Annotated in this window: 19 protein-coding genes; 16 read left to right on the top strand and 3 right to left on the bottom strand. The window is 38.0% G+C overall.

The window, feature by feature from the left end:
* Positions 1-2 precede the first annotated feature (2 nt).
* The 8 genes from ftsH to H7U19_RS03005 all read left to right on the top strand — a co-directional run bounded on the left by ftsH (position 3) and on the right by H7U19_RS03005 (position 6778).
* A complete protein-coding gene (gene ftsH / locus H7U19_RS03040) occupies positions 3-1943 on the top strand; it encodes an ATP-dependent zinc metalloprotease FtsH (protein WP_186558586.1) in 1941 nt (646 codons plus the stop codon).
* A gap of 109 nt (positions 1944-2052) precedes the next feature.
* Positions 2053-2661 (top strand): LUD domain-containing protein, encoded by a 609-nt coding sequence (locus tag H7U19_RS03035; RefSeq protein ID WP_186558578.1) that lies wholly within the window; start codon positions 2053-2055, stop codon positions 2659-2661.
* 18 nt (positions 2662-2679) lie between these two features.
* Positions 2680-3513, top strand: coding sequence for a phosphatidate cytidylyltransferase (locus H7U19_RS03030; protein ID WP_186558569.1), 834 nt, complete (start codon positions 2680-2682; stop codon positions 3511-3513).
* Positions 3503-4159 (top strand): phosphatidylserine decarboxylase family protein, encoded by a 657-nt coding sequence (locus H7U19_RS03025; protein ID WP_186558567.1) that lies wholly within the window; start codon positions 3503-3505, stop codon positions 4157-4159. Before H7U19_RS03030 ends, H7U19_RS03025 begins: the two co-directional genes overlap by 11 nt.
* A complete protein-coding gene (locus H7U19_RS03020; protein WP_186558565.1) occupies positions 4152-4418 on the top strand; it encodes an acyl-CoA-binding protein in 267 nt (88 codons plus the stop codon). Before H7U19_RS03025 ends, H7U19_RS03020 begins: the two co-directional genes overlap by 8 nt.
* Before the next feature lie 320 nt (positions 4419-4738).
* On the top strand, positions 4739-5296 hold the full coding sequence (locus H7U19_RS03015; protein ID WP_186558563.1) for a DUF2975 domain-containing protein: 558 nt from the start codon (positions 4739-4741) through the stop codon (positions 5294-5296).
* A complete protein-coding gene (locus tag H7U19_RS03010) occupies positions 5293-5505 on the top strand; it encodes a helix-turn-helix domain-containing protein (RefSeq protein ID WP_186558562.1) in 213 nt (70 codons plus the stop codon). Before H7U19_RS03015 ends, H7U19_RS03010 begins: the two co-directional genes overlap by 4 nt.
* 127 nt (positions 5506-5632) lie before the next feature.
* Positions 5633-6778: a pepsin/retropepsin-like aspartic protease family protein gene (locus tag H7U19_RS03005; RefSeq protein ID WP_186558560.1), complete on the top strand. Its 1146-nt coding sequence runs from the start codon at positions 5633-5635 to the stop codon at positions 6776-6778.
* A 113-nt stretch (positions 6779-6891) separates the two neighbouring features.
* Here H7U19_RS03005 and H7U19_RS03000 read toward each other — a convergent pair whose 3' ends face one another.
* On the bottom strand, positions 6892-9558 hold the full coding sequence (locus H7U19_RS03000; RefSeq protein ID WP_186558558.1) for a valine--tRNA ligase: 2667 nt from the start codon (positions 9556-9558) through the stop codon (positions 6892-6894).
* A gap of 181 nt (positions 9559-9739) precedes the next feature.
* Here H7U19_RS03000 and H7U19_RS02995 point away from each other — a divergent pair, with 181 nt between their 5' ends.
* Positions 9740-10165 carry a DUF1573 domain-containing protein gene (locus H7U19_RS02995; protein ID WP_186558550.1) on the top strand — a complete coding sequence of 142 codons (426 nt, stop codon included), beginning with the start codon at positions 9740-9742 and terminating at the stop codon, positions 10163-10165.
* Positions 10166-10221: 56 nt separating this feature from the next.
* Here H7U19_RS02995 and H7U19_RS02990 read toward each other — a convergent pair whose 3' ends face one another.
* Positions 10222-11562, bottom strand: coding sequence for a PDZ domain-containing protein (locus H7U19_RS02990; RefSeq protein ID WP_186558548.1), 1341 nt, complete (start codon positions 11560-11562; stop codon positions 10222-10224).
* Between the two features lie 124 nt (positions 11563-11686).
* On the opposite strand from H7U19_RS02990, the gene H7U19_RS02985 reads away from it, so the two are divergent.
* From H7U19_RS02985 to H7U19_RS02970, 4 genes are all read left to right on the top strand, one after another.
* Positions 11687-12880 carry a pyridoxal phosphate-dependent aminotransferase gene (locus H7U19_RS02985; protein ID WP_186558546.1) on the top strand — a complete coding sequence of 398 codons (1194 nt, stop codon included), beginning with the start codon at positions 11687-11689 and terminating at the stop codon, positions 12878-12880.
* A 1-nt stretch (position 12881) separates the two neighbouring features.
* Complete coding sequence (murB, locus tag H7U19_RS02980) at positions 12882-13895, top strand: UDP-N-acetylmuramate dehydrogenase (RefSeq protein ID WP_186558544.1); 1014 nt, start codon at positions 12882-12884, stop codon at positions 13893-13895.
* Between the two features lie 195 nt (positions 13896-14090).
* Entirely contained in the window at positions 14091-14621 is a 531-nt protein-coding gene (locus tag H7U19_RS02975) for an RNA polymerase sigma factor (protein WP_186558537.1), read from the top strand.
* Positions 14622-14633: 12 nt separating this feature from the next.
* On the top strand, positions 14634-15422 hold the full coding sequence (locus tag H7U19_RS02970; protein WP_186558535.1) for an anti-sigma factor: 789 nt from the start codon (positions 14634-14636) through the stop codon (positions 15420-15422).
* 100 nt (positions 15423-15522) lie between these two features.
* Here H7U19_RS02970 and aqpZ read toward each other — a convergent pair whose 3' ends face one another.
* Complete coding sequence (gene aqpZ, locus H7U19_RS02965) at positions 15523-16209, bottom strand: aquaporin Z (RefSeq protein WP_186558534.1); 687 nt, start codon at positions 16207-16209, stop codon at positions 15523-15525.
* Positions 16210-16360: 151 nt separating this feature from the next.
* Here aqpZ and H7U19_RS02960 point away from each other — a divergent pair, with 151 nt between their 5' ends.
* From H7U19_RS02960 to H7U19_RS02950, 3 genes are read left to right on the top strand one after another with little or no spacing between them, the layout of a single operon-like run.
* Entirely contained in the window at positions 16361-16567 is a 207-nt protein-coding gene (locus H7U19_RS02960; RefSeq protein WP_186558532.1) for a membrane or secreted protein, read from the top strand.
* A 3-nt stretch (positions 16568-16570) separates the two neighbouring features.
* On the top strand, positions 16571-17686 hold the full coding sequence (locus H7U19_RS02955; RefSeq protein ID WP_186558514.1) for a glycosyltransferase: 1116 nt from the start codon (positions 16571-16573) through the stop codon (positions 17684-17686).
* Positions 17677-18222, top strand: a complete 546-nt coding sequence (locus H7U19_RS02950; RefSeq protein ID WP_186558512.1) for an RNA polymerase sigma factor — start codon at positions 17677-17679, stop codon at positions 18220-18222. Before H7U19_RS02955 ends, H7U19_RS02950 begins: the two co-directional genes overlap by 10 nt.
* Positions 18223-18385: the final 163 nt, after the last annotated feature.

Below are 18385 nucleotides of genomic sequence, written 5' to 3'. Positions count from 1 at the left end.
ACATGGCAAACGACAAGAAAAACATAAAAGAAAAGAAGCCTAAGTTCAGCCCGTATTGGATTTATGGCATCATACTGTCCCTCTTTTTGGTGTTTACATTATTCAACAATAGTGGCTATCAAGATGGAAAAATGACCAACCCCACACAGTTTTTTAAGTTTGTGGAAAATGGTGATGTAGCAAAGGTTGAAATCGTAAACAGAAGGCTGGCAAAGGTGTATTTGACCAAAGAAGCCTCCCAAATGGAGATTCATAAAAAGTCAAAGCCCACGAGCTTTATGCCGTCAACCACGCCCGTTCCAAATTACAAATTTGAGTTTGGGGAGTTGGAAATATTCCAAAATAAACTGAATAAAATCATCGAGGAGCAAAACCTTGATTTAGAGCCAATTTATGTCACGGAGGAAAATCATTTGGCAGATTTCCTGTTAGGTATTCTGCCTTTTGTTCTGTTGATTGGTGTTTGGATTTTTATCATGCGTCGTATGTCCGGAGGTGCTGGTGGTGGTGCCGGAGGGCAAATTTTTAATATTGGAAAATCCAAGGCAAAGCTTTTCGACCAAAATACGGAGGTAAAAACTTCATTTAAGGATGTTGCCGGCTTGGAAGGTGCAAAAGAAGAAGTTCAAGAAATTGTGGACTTTTTGAAGTTCCCTGAAAAATATACCACACTTGGTGGAAAAATTCCGAAAGGCGCCCTATTGGTAGGCCCTCCGGGAACCGGAAAAACCCTTTTAGCAAGGGCCGTTGCAGGTGAAGCAAAAGTACCTTTCTTCTCTCTATCCGGTTCGGATTTTGTGGAAATGTTTGTAGGTGTCGGTGCTTCTCGTGTACGTGACCTATTTAAGCAAGCCAAGGAAAAATCACCATCAATTATTTTCATAGACGAGATTGATGCCATCGGCCGGGCACGTGGAAAAAATGCCATGTCTGGCAGTAATGATGAGCGCGAAAATACGCTGAATCAGTTGTTAACCGAAATGGACGGTTTTGGCACCAATACTAACGTAATTGTGATGGCAGCTACCAACCGCGCTGATATTTTGGACAAGGCGTTGATGCGTGCTGGGCGGTTTGATAGACAGATTTTCGTGGATCTTCCTGATTTACGTGAACGCAAAGAAATTTTTGAGGTGCATTTAAGACCTCTAAAAAAGTCTAAAGACTTAGACACTGATTTTCTGGCCAAACAAACCCCAGGGTTTTCGGGTGCAGATATAGCCAATGTGTGTAACGAAGCTGCTCTGATTGCCGCAAGAAATGGGAAAAAAGCCGTTGACAAACAGGATTTCCTTGATGCCGTAGATAGAATTATTGGCGGACTGGAAAAGAAAAATAAAATCATCACCCCAAGTGAAAAGAAAGCTGTAGCCTACCATGAAGCAGGCCATGCCACCGTAAGTTGGATGTTGGAACATGCTGCACCATTGGTAAAAGTAACTATCGTGCCACGGGGCCGTTCATTGGGTGCGGCTTGGTATTTGCCAGAAGAACGCTTGATTGTGCGTCCCGAGCAAATGCTTGATGAAATGTGCGCCGCTCTTGGTGGCCGTGCTGCCGAAAAAGTGATTTTCGATAAGATTTCAACAGGTGCTTTGAGTGATTTGGAAAAAGTAACCAAACAAGCTCGGGCAATGGTGACTATTTACGGTTTGAGTGATAAAGTGGGCAACTTGACCTATTACGATTCTTCCGGACAAAGTGAATATGGTTTTACGAAGCCTTACAGCGAAAAAACGGCAGAATTGATTGACAGGGAAATCTCTGATATCGTTGAAGAACAATACCAACGTGCCGTAAAACTTTTGGAAGACAATAAGGACAAATTAACTGAACTGGCCGAAGTTCTTTTAGAGAAGGAAGTCATCTTTAAGGATAATTTGGAAAAAATCTTTGGAAAAAGGCCTTTTGAGAAGGAAGAACGTGAAAATTTGGATAAATAGCCCGATTTCGTTAAGCTTTTGGTAAAAAACCTGAATTGCATTAAGTAATAATTTAAGATTTTCTATATTTGAAAAACTCTCGAAAACTAGGTTAATAGCAAATACCTGCATGAATCTTTTTAAGAAAATTTTCGGATCGAAATCTGATCGCTCCGAAAAGGAAATAAAATCTGAAGACAGGGGTAAATATATGCCCGAACTGAAACTACCGATAGATGAAAAATTCACTATAAATTTTAAGGCTAATGGTGGTAAGTTTTTGTATTGCGATAACTTGAACGAGGTTTTTGAAAATTTTCAGCATATATTACGGGAAAACGATTGGGAAGAAAAACCCGTGTTAATCATTGATGACAACTTGGTCGACAAGTTTAAATCTACCAATATACTCCCCACAAAGCGGTTAAGCGAGGCAACTTATTTTTTGACCACCTGCGAAAACCTTATTGCAACCGATGGATCGCTTTTAATCAGTTCCAATCAAATTGCCGGTAAAAAATTACCTGAATTGCCCTTTAACTTCATTGTATTTGCAACGACAAGCCAAATTGCGGATAACATTGGTGAAGGCCTCAGAGGCATCAAATCAAAGAACAGACAAAAAATCCCCACTAATATTACTACTATCAAACACTTCAAATCCTCAGACGAAAAAGATTTTTTGAGCTACGGAAGTAGTGCGAAAAACTTATATTTGCTACTGTTAGAGGATTTATAATTTAAGCATTTGTAGCAAATGAAGGATATACTATTGCGCTCTTTGTCGGGTTTGCTCTATGTAGTTTTATTGATTTTTGTGCTTACCTCAGGATCTCAGCATGCACTATTTGCCCTTTTCTTCGTTTTCGGTATAGTATCTCTTATCGAATTTAAAAAACTGATCCAATTTAATAGTATTGCCCCTTATTTTATTTTTGCCATTCTTTATTTTGTGTTTGGGTATTGGCAACTCGTATTAAATTCGACTACCGGCCTTAAAGAAGCTACACAAATATTGATGGTTTTGACAATTTTCGTGGAGTTGCTTTTGATTAAGGACCTGTTTTCCCATAAAACCATCCCTCTTTTTATAACAAAACGCTACATCATAACCACATTTTATCTATCCAGCGGCTTTGTGTTTTTGGTGCTTATCGGGAATTTTCACGAACCCTATAACCCCGAAATACTTTTGGGGTCCTTTATTTTGGTTTGGGTGAATGATACCTTCGCCTATTTAATCGGAAAGAACTTTGGAAAGCAGAAACTGTTTGAAAAAATTTCACCGAAAAAGACCGTTGAAGGCTTTTTGGGCGGGCTATTTTTTGCCTGCATAGCCAGTTATTTTATTTCGAGATTTACGGATACGCCCAATTTTACCTTTAATAGTTGGTTGATTTTGAGCATTATCATCAGTGTTTTTGGGACTTTGGGCGATTTGATTGAATCCAAATTCAAAAGGCAGGCCGGCGTAAAAGACAGCGGTGCTATCATGCCAGGCCATGGCGGTTTGTTGGACCGTCTGGACAGTATGATTTTCGCATCACCATTTATTTATTTATTTTTAAGAATTTTGCAGTATGTTTCATAAAGAAGGCCATAAAATCATATTCATCACCTTGGTAATAGTCGTTGCCTGTTTTTTGCTGGTGGATCAATTTATTGCAATTAATTGGTTGAGGACATTGATTTTAATAGCGCTATTGGTGTTTTTGATTCTTATTTTACAATTCTTCAGGAACCCAAAGCGCAATACCCAAGCGAATGACAACCAAGTTGTGTCGCCCGTTGATGGCAAAGTAGTGGTTATTGAAGAGGTGTTTGAAAAAGAATATTTTAACGACAAACGCTTGCAGGTGAGTGTATTTATGTCGCCTTTAAATGTCCATGTGACGCGATACCCAATTGGTGGCAAGGTACTTTTTAGCAAGTACCATCCGGGGAAATATTTGGTAGCATGGCACCCCAAGGCCAGTGAGGAAAACGAAAGAACCACGGTGGTGGTTGAAAATTCTACATACGGCAAAGTGTTGTATAGACAAATTGCAGGCGCTTTGGCCAAACGGATTGTAAATTATGCGAAAGCAGACGATAAAGCCCAACAAGGGGCGGATTCTGGATTTATAAAATTTGGTTCCAGAGTGGACTTATTTTTGCCTTTGGATACCAAAATAAAAGTGGAATTAAACCAAAAAGTTCGCGGAGGCGAAAGTGTGATAGCTGAAAGCAATGCGTAACGAGGTTTTAGATAAGGAGTTTGAGGAAGCGGTAGCTCGCGTTAATGCCTACACTGACCCCTTTCCTGCTGACGTGCTTCTGAAACTTTACGCCTACTACAAAAAAGCCACAAATGACTATGGCAAACCGCGTGGCAAAAAGCCCATCATCAACGCCTTTAAAACCAATGCACTATTCCAGGTAAGAAACGTAACCGAAGAAGAGGCCAAACAAGCCTATATTGATTTGGTGAATACTTACTTTTTGTATCGGGAGTAGCTTAAAAGCACCTAAGCACATTTGCATCGTGTGTATCATTTTTCGGGTGATACCTATGAACTTAATGTCATTTCCCAAAAACTTATGGGAGGAGATTTGGCAACCTCTTTCTTGACTTCGTAAATAATATCGACTTAATTCGGTACTATCAGATATGGGTCACATTGGCTGAATTTGCTTGAGTACTAAAACAGCACATTACCCCAAAATTGTATTATATTATGAATACCACGTGTATCTAAAAAATTATATTTTATGAAAATTATTTTATGTTTTACATAAATTTTTTTATGTTTGTATCAAATAAAAATTTAATATTCATGAAACGAAATAAAATAATTGGAGCCACGATAGCCATCAACAGGTTCACTTTTTGGCTTTTGATAGCCTTAGTAACTGTATTCGTTTTTGGACTAAGTTATGTTTACATTTTTCCAGAAACTTATTCTGATTTGAAAATATTGAATGATGGGAATCTCTCAACCTTTCACATATGCACCGAATGTGATATCAAAACAAGCAGTACCCTCTTTACCGAGATTGGCCCGGGAATGAAACTATGGATTCTTCTCAGAGAATCTGCAAGAGTATTTCTGATTATATTATGCATTCATAAAATGATTAAAATTTTGAAATCGGTTAGAGACTATAAAACGTTCCATAGCAAAAACACGTTGTATTTTAGACAAATAGCCAAATACACCTTAGTACTTGCCGTTTTTGGAACGGTAAATTTTATTGATGAGGGACAGCATGGTATTGGTTTAGAAATAGGGTTGCCTTTTAGCGAGTTAGTTTTTGCTCTATTTAGTCTCAGTTTGAGCGAAGTTTTTAAAGAAGGACAACTCCTGCAGGAGGATAAGGATGCCATGATATGAGTATAGTTGTAAACCTAGACGTTATGTTGGCCAAACGTAAAATGAAACTAAAAGAATTAGCTGAGATTATTGGCATATCGGAAACCAATCTTTCTTTACTGAAAACTGGCAAGGTAAAAGGTATAAGGTTTAACACCTTGAATAGTATTTGTGAAATATTGGAATGTCAACCTGGAGATATATTAGAACACATTCCCTCAGATTCGTAAGATGAACGTTATTAAGAAAATTAAAAACCTACAATTCTTATCGAGAATGAAACTACACATAATCATAGTGATCATAATATTACTTTACTCTTGCAATCCTAATGGGAAAAGTACTAAAGAGTTAGTTATGGTCAACAAACTAGAAAGCCCAGTAACACTTCCTTACAAGATCATTAACGGATTAATTGTTATTAAACTTCAAATAAATAATTCAAAACAGTTAAACTTTGTTTTAGATACAGGCGCTCCCATCACCTGTATTTTTGAATCTGATAGAGCCATTGGATTTCAAGACCCTTTGGGTGAACATGATAAAATTGGCTCACATACACAAATCTATATGGAAAAACCCGTGAAATTTATTGATGGATTACATCTTAAATTGAATGATAATATTTTTCTTAAAAATCTATCTGTAGGGTTGTGGCCACCAGAAATGTTTTTCAAAAACACCTTTTATGATAACGTACCATATGACGGCATTATAGGTTATGATCTTTTGAGGTTTGTGGTGTTAGAAATTAACCAAGAAAGCAAAACCTTGACATTGCATAATCCAGAGGAGGATATTCCCCAACACGATTGGGTCTATTCGGATTTTGAGTTTATAAACAACAAGCCTTATTGCAATATCAATTTACGTATTAAGCCTGAAGACGAAAAAATTCCAATAAAAGTACATTTTGATTTAGGAAACATGAACTATATGTGGGTAAAAACTAATCAGAACAAAAACATAACTGCCCCAGTAAAGCGTAAAGAACAAGTGATAGGCATGGGAATAGATGGTAAACCAATGATGGGCACTTCATGGCCTGTTCATAGTTTGGAAATTGCTGGATTCACAAATTGGGCAATGCCAGTTAGGTTTTCGTCCACTGGGCATTCTCGCGATAAGTATAGAGAAGGACATATTGGCTTAAAAGAATTGGAACGCTTTAATTTGTTGATTGATTATACCAACAAGAGCCTAGGCATTCGACCAGTAGAAGAGACTTTTGTAATCAATAATGCTTCCTTAAAATTATGTGAAGGAAAGTATTACTCTTCAGACCTTCCATATACCATGATATTAGAAGGCAAAAGAAATCTCTTATACTTTAAAGCAGAAGGAAAAAATCCACTGCCCTTAATCCCAATAAATAATGCTAAGTTTAGTTTCAAACCAATGAATATTTCGATAATTTTTCCAAGAAACGAAGACGGCGAAATAGATTATACTAAATTCACTTTTAAAGAAAATAAAAAGGAATTTATATTGAAAAAACTTTGATTTTAAATAAAAACAGCAAATAACAGAAACTACATCCACAAACCAACTGTCCTTTTTGAAAAACCTTCGCCCTACAAATTATGGGAGATAGACGTCTAACAAGAACTAAAAACCTACCCCAAACTAGCCAAACTAGCCTTCAGTGTTTCAATCTTGGCCAAAGCATCACTTTCCTTTTTCTTTTCGCTGGCTACTACCTGCTCGGGGGCGTTGCTGACAAAACGTTCGTTGGACAGTTTTTTCTGTACGGATTTAAGGAAGCCTTCGGTATAATTCAGTTCCTCGGTGAGTTTTTTGATTTCGGCCTCTACATCAATGGCTCCGGACATTGGGATAAAATATTCGTTGGATTTCACACGGAAGGTTAATGCGCCATCCACAGTTTCATTGACATAATCGATAGCTTCCAGATTCCCCAATTTCGTTATTACCGCATCAAAAGTTGAAGCTGTATTTTCATTGTTAATCATTGAAAACGCAATCGCATCTTTAAAGGCTATATTCTTTTGCTTTCTGATATTTCTGATACCGGAAATGACTTCGGTGGCAAATTCAAATTCTGAAATCAAAGATTCATTTATGGCTTTAGCTTCGGGCCATTTGGCAATAATTAAAGCCCCTTCAGTGGTACGTTCTGCAATAAACTGCCAAATTTCTTCCGTTAAAAACGGCATAAAAGGATGTAAAATCTTTAGGTTATTCTCCAACGCATCGATTACCGCAGTGTAGGTTTTGGCATCAATCGGTTGCTGATAGCCAGGCTTTACAATTTCCAATAGCCATGAAGAAAAATCATCCATGATGAGCTTGTAAATCGTCATTAAAGCATCGCTTAAGCGGTATTTGCTAAAATGGTCTTCAATCTCGGCCAATGCTTTTTGGAATTTGGATTGGTACCATTCCAGCCCCACTTTTGCCGTTTCGGGTTGTTCTAAGTTTTGGTCGATTTCCCAACCTTGCACCAATCTAAACGTATTCCATATCTTATTTCCAAACGCTTTGCCTTGTTGGCACAATGCTTCATCGAACAACAAATCATTCCCTGCCGCAGAACTTAATAATAAACCCACGCGGATTCCATCGGCACCATATTCCTCGATCAATTTCAAAGCATCAGGTGAATTCCCCAAGGATTTAGCCATCTTTCGGCGTTGCTTATCACGTACCAACCCAGTGAGGTATACATTTTCAAAAGGCTTTTCACCTTTAAATTCGTACCCCGCAATAATCATTCGTGCCACCCAGAAAAACAAGATATCCGGCCCAGTTACTAAATCATTGGTGGGATAATAGTATTTTATATCCGCATTTTCAGGATTGCGAATGCCGTCAAACACTGACATGGGCCATAACCATGAGGAAAACCAGGTATCGACCACGTCGGATTCTTGGCGTAAGTCTTTCAACGTTAAAGGCGCTTCGTCCCGATAGCTATCGGGAGCGCTCAGCGTGACATTTCGTTTTTCATTTGCCAATTCCAAGGCTTCTTCAAGGGTTTCAGCCACCACAAAATCGTCTTTGCCATCACCATAGAAATAGGCCGGTATCTGTTGCCCCCACAACAATTGTCGTGAAATATTCCAATCGCGGATATTTTCCATCCAATGGCGGTAGGTGTTTTCAAATTTCTTTGGAAACAATTTAACATCGCCATCCTTCAATACGGAATTAATGGCAGGTTTTACCAAATCCTCCATTTTTAAAAACCATTGATCAGATAATCGAGGCTCAATAATCGCTTTGGTGCGTTCGGAAATACCGACACGGTTGTTATAATCTTCGATTTTAGCAATCAATCCGAGACTTTCAAGTTCTTTTACAATCGCTTTTCTCACCTCAAAGCGGTCTTTGCCTTTGTAATGCAAGCCATAACTATTCAATGTGGCATCTTCATTAAAGATGTCAATCACCTCTAAATTATGCTTATCGCCTAAAACCTTGTCATTTTCATCATGGGCAGGCGTCACTTTTAGGCATCCCGTCCCAAATTCCAAATCCACATATTCATCTTCAATAATCGGAATAACGCGATTGGCAATTGGAACTATGGCTTTTTTCCCTTTTAGATTAACATGTCTGTCATCATTTGGGTTGATACAAATCGCGGTATCGCCTAAAATGGTTTCAGGCCGGGTGGTGGCAATAGTTAAAGTCTGGTCGGAACCTTCGATTCGATACTTAACATGATATAACTTCCCTTGTTTATCCACATATTCCACTTCTTCATCAGAAAGGGTGGTTTTGGCTTCGGGATCCCAGTTAACCATGCGATACCCTCTATAAATCAGTCCTTTATTGTGCAAATCCACAAAAACTTTGATGACAGCTTCTGACATATCGTCATCCATCGTGAATTTTGTGCGGTCCCAATCGCAGGAACAGCCCAATTTCTTCAACTGCTCTAAAATTACGCCACCGTATTCGTACGTCCAATCCCAAGCGTGCTTTAAAAACTCTTCTCGAGTCAAGTCGTTTTTATCAATACCCTGTTCTTTTAATTTAGCTACCACTTTGGCCTCAGTGGCAATAGAAGCATGGTCCGTTCCGGGCACCCAGCAGGCGTTTTTGCCCTGCAAACGCGCACGACGAATCAATACATCCTGAATGGTATTATTCAGCATATGCCCCATGTGCAAAACCCCTGTCACATTTGGTGGGGGAATCACGATGGTATAGGGCTCTCTTTCATCGGGTTCAGAATGAAAATAATCGTGTTTCATCCAGTAATCATACCACTTGCTTTCTACCTTGCTAGCATCGTATTTTGATGGGATTTGCATACTTTGGAACAGTTTTTGACTTTAGATGTGCAAAAGTACTTATATTTCTTTTTCTGTGAAAGTTGATGGCTGGTTATGGTATTATTAAGAATGTTAAGTTTTATACCGTTTGTCTATTAATTTTGCAGGTTGTGGAAAAAGTACCTATGTTTACATTAAATAATAACCAAAAAACAAGCAGATGAAACATCTTATTACTATTCTATTTGTAGGGTTAATTAGCTTTTCTTTTAATGCTCAAGGCAAGGTTGCCAAGATTGAGTTTAAGGAAACTACTATTGATTATGGCACAATTGAAAAAGGATCAAATGGCGTGAGAGTATTTGAATTTACCAATACCGGGGACGCACCATTGATCATATCAAAAGTAACTTCAAGTTGTGGATGTACCATCCCCAAAAAACCTGAAGACCCCATTATGCCGGGCAAAACAGGACAAATTGAAGTAAAATATGATACGAACAGAGTAAATCCTATCAGAAAGACCATCACTGTGATGTCTAACGCCGAAACCCCAACAGTAGCCTTAAAAATTAAAGGTTTGGTGGTTGACCCCAGCAAAAACAATGTTTTAGAAAAGAAAACCAAAAGTTTGGTGGAGAAATAAGAGTCACTTTTTATACTTTGACAAAATTAAAGCCCTGACCAAGTGTTTGGGCTTTTTTAGTTCAGTAGTATATCCTTTAACTTAAAACTGTGCTCAAACTTCTTCCCTTTGCGTTCCACCAGAAGCCTGATGAACTTTCCGTTGTCATCGTGAAACATTTGGGTAATTTCTTGTAAAGTATAGTTATGTGCTAATTTGCCATTAATTTTTAAGATAATATCACCCAACTTTAAACCCGCCAAAGCTCCAGGGGACCCCTCTCTCAATTCAACAATGGTATAAGCCGGTTTTAAATTCAGTTTATATTTGGTGTTAAGGACAACCTTGGCACTACTCGCCCTGGAGTTATTGCCATATGTTACACTATTGTCGTTATTATCTTTTTCCCTGACATACCTGTACCCCCCATATTCCAAAACAATACCGGACTTATTATAGAAAAATTTATTTCGGAAATACCCATTTTTCCTAAAAGTGATACGTTGCTGTTTATAATCAAGAATGATGTTAAAACGCTTTAAAATTTCACCCGCTATAGTGCCGTTTCTGCCTTCCATTATCCTATCATAACTAATCGACGTGGAATCGGGGTAGGCCACATTCACATCTTTCATAATGAAACTATTCAAACTAAAACAATCAATTTTGGAACGTCTCCCATACACACTTCCGCTTAACCCGTATCCCAAGAAATCCCGAAAGTAATTCATGCCACATTTGATTCCCAAACTATCATTTTCAAACAACCAAATGGCATCGCTTCCTCCGGAATCAACAAGCATTTTTACGGGAAATATTTTTTTGTTTACCGTGACGTTGGCATGAATAAAGGGTTTGTTGTTATAAAACCCTAAACCCAATACCTCGCAAGAATTGCAGGTTTTATACTCGTAAATTTCAGCATTGTAAAACTTCAAAAACCTACTGGAATAGTTTATTTCCACAACAAAATCCTTTAAAATATCATAACCGATGATGCCATTAATTGGTACGCCAAGCTTTGGAGCAAAATTCAAGCGAGAATCGTAAATGGCATATAAATCCTGGTCTAGTTTTAGGGCATCACCAATTTTTATCACATTCCCATCGGACTTCAATGCTTCAACCGATTCACCTTCACCAAGCCCTCTTAATATGGTAGTTTCCGGATTTTTTACCATTAAACTATCGGACATGTTTACGATGTTAAAAATCATTGGCTTGGTAATTCCTGTGTCCAATATGAAGGACAGCTCAATACCATTGACCTCAACTGGAAATACTATCAAATTATTAATGAGTTTAAACCTTACCTTTGTTTCCCCTTTTTTATTTTGGATGATAAATCTATCCTTTTGGGCCAGGCAAATATTTATGAATGACAAAAGAAAAAGAGCAAAACAAAGGAGTTTTTTCATTGTGAAATCTAAGGGAATTCTAGTTTTCAATTTACAAATCTTTGTTGAGCACCTTGAATTTAAGCTTATTTTTTAAAATAATTTTAAGATAATTTTCTCAACTTTGCAGACCATTTAAACTAAAATGCCGTCAATATCAAAAAAAGGGCGCAATATGCCCGAATCGCCTATACGCAAACTGGTGCCCTATGCTGAACAAGCGGAGGCAGAAGGGAAACACATCTATTACCTAAATATTGGACAACCCGATATTAAAACCCCCGAAGTGGCACTTCGTGCGGTACGCGAAAATGATGTGGAAGTACTATCCTACTCGCGTTCCGAGGGTTCCGATACGTATAGAAAAAAGATTGCAGACTATTATGCAGAGCATGATATTAGAGTATCCCATACGGATATCATAGTAACAACAGGGGCTAGCGAGGCCATTGCTTTTTTGTTTGGAAGCATCATGGATCCTAATGACGAGGTGATAATCTGTGAGCCTTTTTACGCAAACTACATTGCTTTCGCTACAGCGGCTAGCGTCAAAGTAAAACCCATTATTTCCAGAATTGAAGATAATTTTGCTCTCCCACCTATTTCGGAATTTGAAAAACTGATTACCGGAAAGACTAAAGCTATTATGATTTGTAATCCAGGTAATCCCACTGGATATCTTTATTCCAAAGAAGAGATTGACCAATTGGCAGATTTGGTTAAAAGACACGACCTGTTTTTGATTTCAGATGAAGTCTATCGTGAGTTTACATATGATGGGCATTCGCACCATTCGGTCATGGAACTAGAGGGACTTGACGAGCATACCATTATGATCGATTCGGTATCCAAGCGTTACAGCATGTGTGGTGCACGTATTGGTTGCCTCGTTTCTCGAAACAAAACCTTAATTCAGACCGTATTAAAATTTGCCCAAGCACGCTTGAGCCCGCCCACTTATGCACAGATTGCCAGTGAGGCCGCGCTTGACACTCCATCTTCTTATTTTGTAAATATTAAAAATGAGTATATAAAACGTAGGAATGTCTTGATGGAAGAGCTCAATAAGATTGAAGGCGTAAAGGTTGCCACCCCAAAAGGAGCGTTTTACTGCATCGCGGAGTTGCCGGTTAAAAATTCGGACCGTTTTGCACAATGGCTTTTGGAATCTTTCCATGTGGAAAATGAAACTGTGATGGTTGCTCCAGCCGGTGGATTTTATTCCACTCCTGGTATTGGACTGAACCAAATCAGGATTGCCTATGTGCTTCATAGCGAACGCCTTAAAAAGGCAGTCCAAATCATCAAGGAAGCCCTAAAAGTGTACAAGGAGGACTAATATGCAAATTGCAGAAAACATATCCTTAAAAAAATATAACACTTTTGGCATTGATATCAATGCGAAACATTATGTATCGGTATCCGACGAAGATGAACTCAAGGATGTTCTTGCTCAAGAAGATTACCCTGAAAAACTGATTTTAGGTGGAGGGAGCAATATGCTGTTGACCAAAAATCAGGATAAATTGGTGATTCACGTCAATTTAAAAGGAGTTTCAGTTGAAAGTGAAACTGAGGATTATGTACTGGTAAAAGCCTGTGCCGGTGAAAACTGGCATGATTTTGTGCTTTGGTGTTTGGAGCGTGATTATGGCGGATTGGAAAATCTTTCCCTGATTCCTGGAAATGTGGGGACCGCACCTATTCAAAATATAGGAGCTTATGGGGTGGAGCTTAAAGATACCTTTGTGTCGTGTGATACTATTGAAATTGCTTCGCAAAAGGTAAAAACTTTTACTAAAGAAGATTGCCAATTTGGTTATAGGAATTCCATATTCAAACAAAAGGTCAAGGGGAAATATATCATTACAAGTGTGGTTTTTAAGCTAACCAAACGGAATCATCGATTATATACTTCATACGGCGCCATCACTTCTGAATTACAAAACATGGGCATTCTAAACCCTACGATTCAGGATATTTCAAAAGCAGTTATCAATATCCGGGAAAGTAAATTACCCAACCCAAAAGAAATTGGCAATAGCGGTAGTTTCTTCAAAAATCCGGTGATTTCAAAAGTGCATTTTGAAAAACTAAAATTGAATTTTGAAGCGATTCCGAGCTATCCAGTTTCTGATAGTGAAGTAAAAGTCCCAGCGGGTTGGCTAATCGAAACAGCTGGATTTAAGGGCAAAACCTTTGGGAACTACGGCGTTCATAAAAAACAGGCACTGGTACTTGTGAACTACGGTGGCGCAAAGGGTTCGGATATTTTGAAACTTTCGCGGCTTATCCAAAAAACCGTCAAACGTCTATTCGATATTTCCATTGAGGCGGAGGTAAACATTCTTTAATAGAATAAAACGGCAAATCTCTTCGGCGAAAACTAAGTTTTTTCAAAAAGAAAAATTAGAAATTTAGTTCCACTTCAGAAAGCGCTTTATAAGCCCAAGTAATTTTTTCATTTGGTTTTCGTTAATTTTCAAATGAAAAAATTCATGTACTTTTGACCCTATTGAGTATCAATTGATAGAAAAACACCAACTAAATTGATTTCAGACATAGAAAAAGAAATTGTAGGGCTACTTAAAAATAGCGATAAACGCGCTATTTCTTTGCTATATGAGTATTATGCGGATGCGCTATACGGTGTGGTGAAAAAAATTATTGTGGATGATGATACGGCGCAGGACGTGCTTCAGGAAAGTTTTGTAAAAATCTGGAGGTACGCCAAAAAATACGACCCTGAAAAGGCAAAATTGTTCACCTGGCTTTATCGTATCACCTATAATACGGCCATTGACAAAGTGCGTTCCTTGAAAAATAAAACCGAAAAGGAAGTCCAAATTGAAAGTTCTAGCGTATATAAGATTACCACGAACTCTTTGAACCAAGATGTGATGGATATAAAAAAGCATCTGGGCAGCTTGGACGAGAAGTATCAGATAGTGATTAATGCACTATTTTTTGAAGGTATGACACAACAGGAGGCTAGTGAAGAACTGGATATCCCGTTGGGGACAATAAAATCAAGATTAAAAATTGGATTGAGGGAATTGAAAAAGATTTACGATCCTTAATTAAACCAAGTCATGAATGAGAAAATAACTACTTTTTTGAATTCTGGCCTTTTGGAAAAATATCTGATAGGCAACACCAACTTTATGGAAACCCAGGAAGTTGAAGCTTACATTTCAAAATATCCAGAGGTTCAGAATGCCTACAACACCCTGCAGCACAATTTGGAAATTGTTGCCAAAAGCAGTGCTGTGGAAGCCCCTAAAAACATTCTAGACAATATTTTAGAGGAGTTGGACGACACCCCTGTAATAGCATTAAAGCCAAGTAAAAGGTATAAAAAATGGTATCAATTTAGTGTGGCGGCCAGTATTGCGGCGCTAATTTTTGCGGGAACTTCTTATTTGTTTTACAATCAAAACCAAAAGCTGAACGACGAAAATCAGGTGGTGGTTGATGAAATATTTGATTTAAGAAGTGATATTGAAATGAACAATAAAAAGCTGGATGCGGTGATGCAACAGTTTATGCAACTAAATAACCCTGACACTTATAAATACATTATGCAGGGCAACAATAGAGCCAGAAACCTGAAAACGGTAGCCTATATCAATCCAAAGGAAAAAACATCCATGATTGATGTGGTATCTCTACCTCAACTACCTGAAGAACAGTGCTATCAAATTTGGGCCGAACTTCAGGACCGTATGGTGAGTTTAGGAATTTTAACGGAATCTGACAGGCAGTTGAGAAGAATTCCGTTTACGGAAAATGCGCTTAAATTGAATATCACAATAGAGCCCAAAGGAGGTAATCATATTGCTTCCGTCGAAAATACTGTTGCAGAAATTAGTTTGCAATAAACGTTATTATAAATAATAGCATCCAAAAATTGAAAAGCCTCTTCTGTAATAGAAGAGGCTTTTTCGTCGCTATTAATAACTCTTATTCAAGGTTATTTTTTTATGTCTTATCGAAAAATGCTTTGTGAATAAAGCCAGCCACCACTGCTCCGGCAATGGGCGCCAACCAAAATAGCCATAATTGTGCAGTAAAATCACCACCTGCAAACAAAGCTTGGCTTGTGGAACGGGCTGGATTCACTGAAGTATTTGAAATTGGGATGCTTATCAAGTGAATTAAAGTCAGTGCCAAACCAATGGCTATTCCTGCAAAACCTTTTGGTGCTTTTGGATAAGTGCTCCCTAAAATTATCAACAGAAAAAACATCGTGAGTACAAACTCCGTAATTAGCACGGACATCAAACTATAACCTCCAGGCGACAATTCTCCGTAGCCGTTAGCGGCAAATCCGCCGATACCTGTAAAATCACCTTTTCCAGAAACTATCAAATAAAGTACTCCGGCCGCAGCAATGGCACCAATAACTTGGGCAATAATGTAACCGACAAGCTCTTTGGCTTCAAACTTCCCTCCAGCCCAAAGTCCCAAGGATACAGCTGGATTAAAATGTGCTCCAGAAACATGTCCAACGGCATAAGCCATGGTTAAAACAGTAAGTCCAAACGCCAAGGAAACTCCCAGTAAACCGATACCCACCTCAGGAAAAGCGGCTGCAAAAATAGCACTTCCACAACCTCCAAAAACAAGCCAAAACGTTCCAAAAAATTCAGCAAATAATTTTTTCATAATTGATATGTATTTAATTGGTTAGTATTAAAAAATGTAAGGCATTAACAATGAGACACCTAAAAAACATAAAGGTCACTACAATATAATTATTGAATTCTATTTCTTATAAATTTTAACAAAATCAGTATCTTTGCACAAATTACTTTCCATGAAACTTCTCTTAATCACTTTACTGCTTTTGGGCCTTGGTGTTGCTGGCATAGCCATCAAAATCTGGGCAAAAAAAGACGGGAAATTTGCCGGTACCTGTGCCAGTCAAAATCCCATGTTAAATCAAGAGGGGGAAGCCTGTGGATTTTGTGGCAAAACCCCAGATCAATTTAGCGAATGTAACGAACCACAACATTCAAAATAATAAATGACTTTTCTGGATTTTGCGCTATTTTTCTTCATTGGCGTTGTACTTATTCAAGTCATTTATTACCTGTATGTCTTCGGAAAGTTTGCTTTCCTTAAAGTTGAAAACAACAAAACATCCCAAAAAACTCCAGTATCGGTAATTATTTGTGCCAAAAACGAAGAGGATAACCTTAAAACATTTTTGCCATCTATTTTAAGGCAGAACTATCCTGATTTTCAGGTGGTTTTAATAAATGACGGCTCAAAGGACGACACCCTAGAAGTTATGAAAACTTTTGCGTCTTCCAATCCTAAAATTAAGGTGGTTGATGTAAAACCTGTCGAAACTTTTTGGGGCAATAAAAAATATCCTTTAACATTAGGAATAAAAGCTTCAAAGCACGGCCTTTTATTGTTTACCGACGCGGATTGCCAACCTGTTTCAGAGCACTGGATATCTGAAATGGCCTCCAAGTTCAGCTCTGAAAAATCCATTGTCCTAGGCTATGGTGCCTATTCGAAAATCAAAAATTCATTATTGAATAAGTTGATTCGTTTTGAAACACTGGCCACGGCCATTTCCTATTTTTCGTTTGCCAAAATGGGATTCGCCTATATGGGGGTAGGCAGAAATATGGCTTATACCAAAACCCAGTTTTTTGAGTCCAAAGGTTTTATGGGGCATATGAACATTCGGTCTGGTGATGATGATCTTTTCGTAAATCAGTCGTCCACAAAAACGAATACAGCCATTTGTATTTCAACAAACAGTTTTACCACCTCGCCTCCTAAAACTTCGTTCAAGGACTGGGCGCTTCAAAAACGACGGCACATTTCTACGGCACCTTACTACAAAAAAGAACACAAATTTGCACTGGCACTTTTCTATATCACGAATGTACTATTTTGGGTATTGTCCTTTTTGCTTTTAGCCATATCCCATCTACCGCAATTCGTAATTGGCTTGATAGCTTTTAGAGTAAGTATCCAATATCTAATTTACATAGGCTCAACAAAAAAATTAGGCGAAAAAGATGTCCTTTGGATGCTACCATTTCTGGAAATCTTCCTAATTATCTTTCAAATGGCTATATTTATAACAAATATCATTTCAAAGCCCAACCATTGGAAATAAACGAAGCGATCTCTCGCGCCAAAAAGAACGACCAAAAGGCCTTTAATTACTTGCTGGATTTGTACTGGGACCATGTTTATGGGTTTCAGTTGAAGCGCATCCATAATGAAAACGATGCCGAGGACGTAACCATCCAAACCTTTTCCCGGGCATTTGACAGGATAGAAACTTTTGACGAAAATTATACCTTCAAGACCTGGCTGATTACCATTTCAAAGAATATCCATATTGATTTATTGCGGAAGGAAAAAAATTCCATTAAACACGTGATGTCCAAAGACGATAAAACCGTTCTTCAAATATTAGACGAATCACCATCCGCCGAAGATAAATTGATTACGGAACAACATCTTGCCAAATTGCTGCGAGATATCAAGAAGCTAAAGCCGCACTATCAGAAAGTAATCAATCTGCGCTATTTTCAAGAGTTAAGCTATAAGGAAATTTCGGAAGAACTGGATGAGCCCATAAATAATGTAAAGGTGAAATTGCTTAGGGCGAAAAAATTACTTACTGAAGTAATCAGAGACAAATAGATACTTTAAAACTTAGCTTCCACTAAGAGTATAAAATAGCTTCAACATTAATATTTCCTTAGTAGTGATTGATTGTTTACCTACAATTCTCTTTTATATTTAGTTTGCAAACTAATAATCGGGTTCATCCCTATTGTTTATAATTTCAAACGAAGTTTGTATT

The organism is Hyunsoonleella aquatilis, assembly GCF_014270105.1.
In the GTDB taxonomy this organism is placed as follows: Bacteria; Bacteroidota; Bacteroidia; order Flavobacteriales; family Flavobacteriaceae; genus Jejuia; species Jejuia aquatilis.
This window is presented reverse-complemented; position numbering and strand designations above follow the sequence as displayed.

Excerpts from the sequence above, each read along its gene's own strand:
- H7U19_RS02955 (WP_186558514.1), top strand. The coding sequence starts at position 16,571 with ATGACTTTTCTGGATTTTGCGCTATTTTTCTTCATTGGCGTTGTACTT.
- H7U19_RS02985 (WP_186558546.1), top strand. The coding sequence starts at position 11,687 with ATGCCGTCAATATCAAAAAAAGGGCGCAATATGCCCGAATCGCCTATA.
- H7U19_RS02990 (WP_186558548.1), bottom strand. The coding sequence starts at position 11,562 with ATGAAAAAACTCCTTTGTTTTGCTCTTTTTCTTTTGTCATTCATAAAT.
- H7U19_RS03020 (WP_186558565.1), top strand. The coding sequence starts at position 4,152 with ATGCGTAACGAGGTTTTAGATAAGGAGTTTGAGGAAGCGGTAGCTCGC.
- H7U19_RS03030 (WP_186558569.1), top strand. The coding sequence starts at position 2,680 with ATGAAGGATATACTATTGCGCTCTTTGTCGGGTTTGCTCTATGTAGTT.
- H7U19_RS03010 (WP_186558562.1), top strand. The coding sequence starts at position 5,293 with ATGAGTATAGTTGTAAACCTAGACGTTATGTTGGCCAAACGTAAAATG.
- H7U19_RS02960 (WP_186558532.1), top strand. The coding sequence starts at position 16,361 with ATGAAACTTCTCTTAATCACTTTACTGCTTTTGGGCCTTGGTGTTGCT.
- H7U19_RS03025 (WP_186558567.1), top strand. The coding sequence starts at position 3,503 with ATGTTTCATAAAGAAGGCCATAAAATCATATTCATCACCTTGGTAATA.
- H7U19_RS03035 (WP_186558578.1), top strand. The coding sequence starts at position 2,053 with ATGAATCTTTTTAAGAAAATTTTCGGATCGAAATCTGATCGCTCCGAA.
- murB (WP_186558544.1), top strand. The coding sequence starts at position 12,882 with ATGCAAATTGCAGAAAACATATCCTTAAAAAAATATAACACTTTTGGC.
- H7U19_RS03005 (WP_186558560.1), top strand. The coding sequence starts at position 5,633 with ATGGTCAACAAACTAGAAAGCCCAGTAACACTTCCTTACAAGATCATT.
- aqpZ (WP_186558534.1), bottom strand. The coding sequence starts at position 16,209 with ATGAAAAAATTATTTGCTGAATTTTTTGGAACGTTTTGGCTTGTTTTT.
- H7U19_RS02970 (WP_186558535.1), top strand. The coding sequence starts at position 14,634 with ATGAATGAGAAAATAACTACTTTTTTGAATTCTGGCCTTTTGGAAAAA.
- H7U19_RS02995 (WP_186558550.1), top strand. The coding sequence starts at position 9,740 with ATGAAACATCTTATTACTATTCTATTTGTAGGGTTAATTAGCTTTTCT.
- H7U19_RS03000 (WP_186558558.1), bottom strand. The coding sequence starts at position 9,558 with ATGCAAATCCCATCAAAATACGATGCTAGCAAGGTAGAAAGCAAGTGG.
- ftsH (WP_186558586.1), top strand. The coding sequence starts at position 3 with ATGGCAAACGACAAGAAAAACATAAAAGAAAAGAAGCCTAAGTTCAGC.
- H7U19_RS03015 (WP_186558563.1), top strand. The coding sequence starts at position 4,739 with ATGAAACGAAATAAAATAATTGGAGCCACGATAGCCATCAACAGGTTC.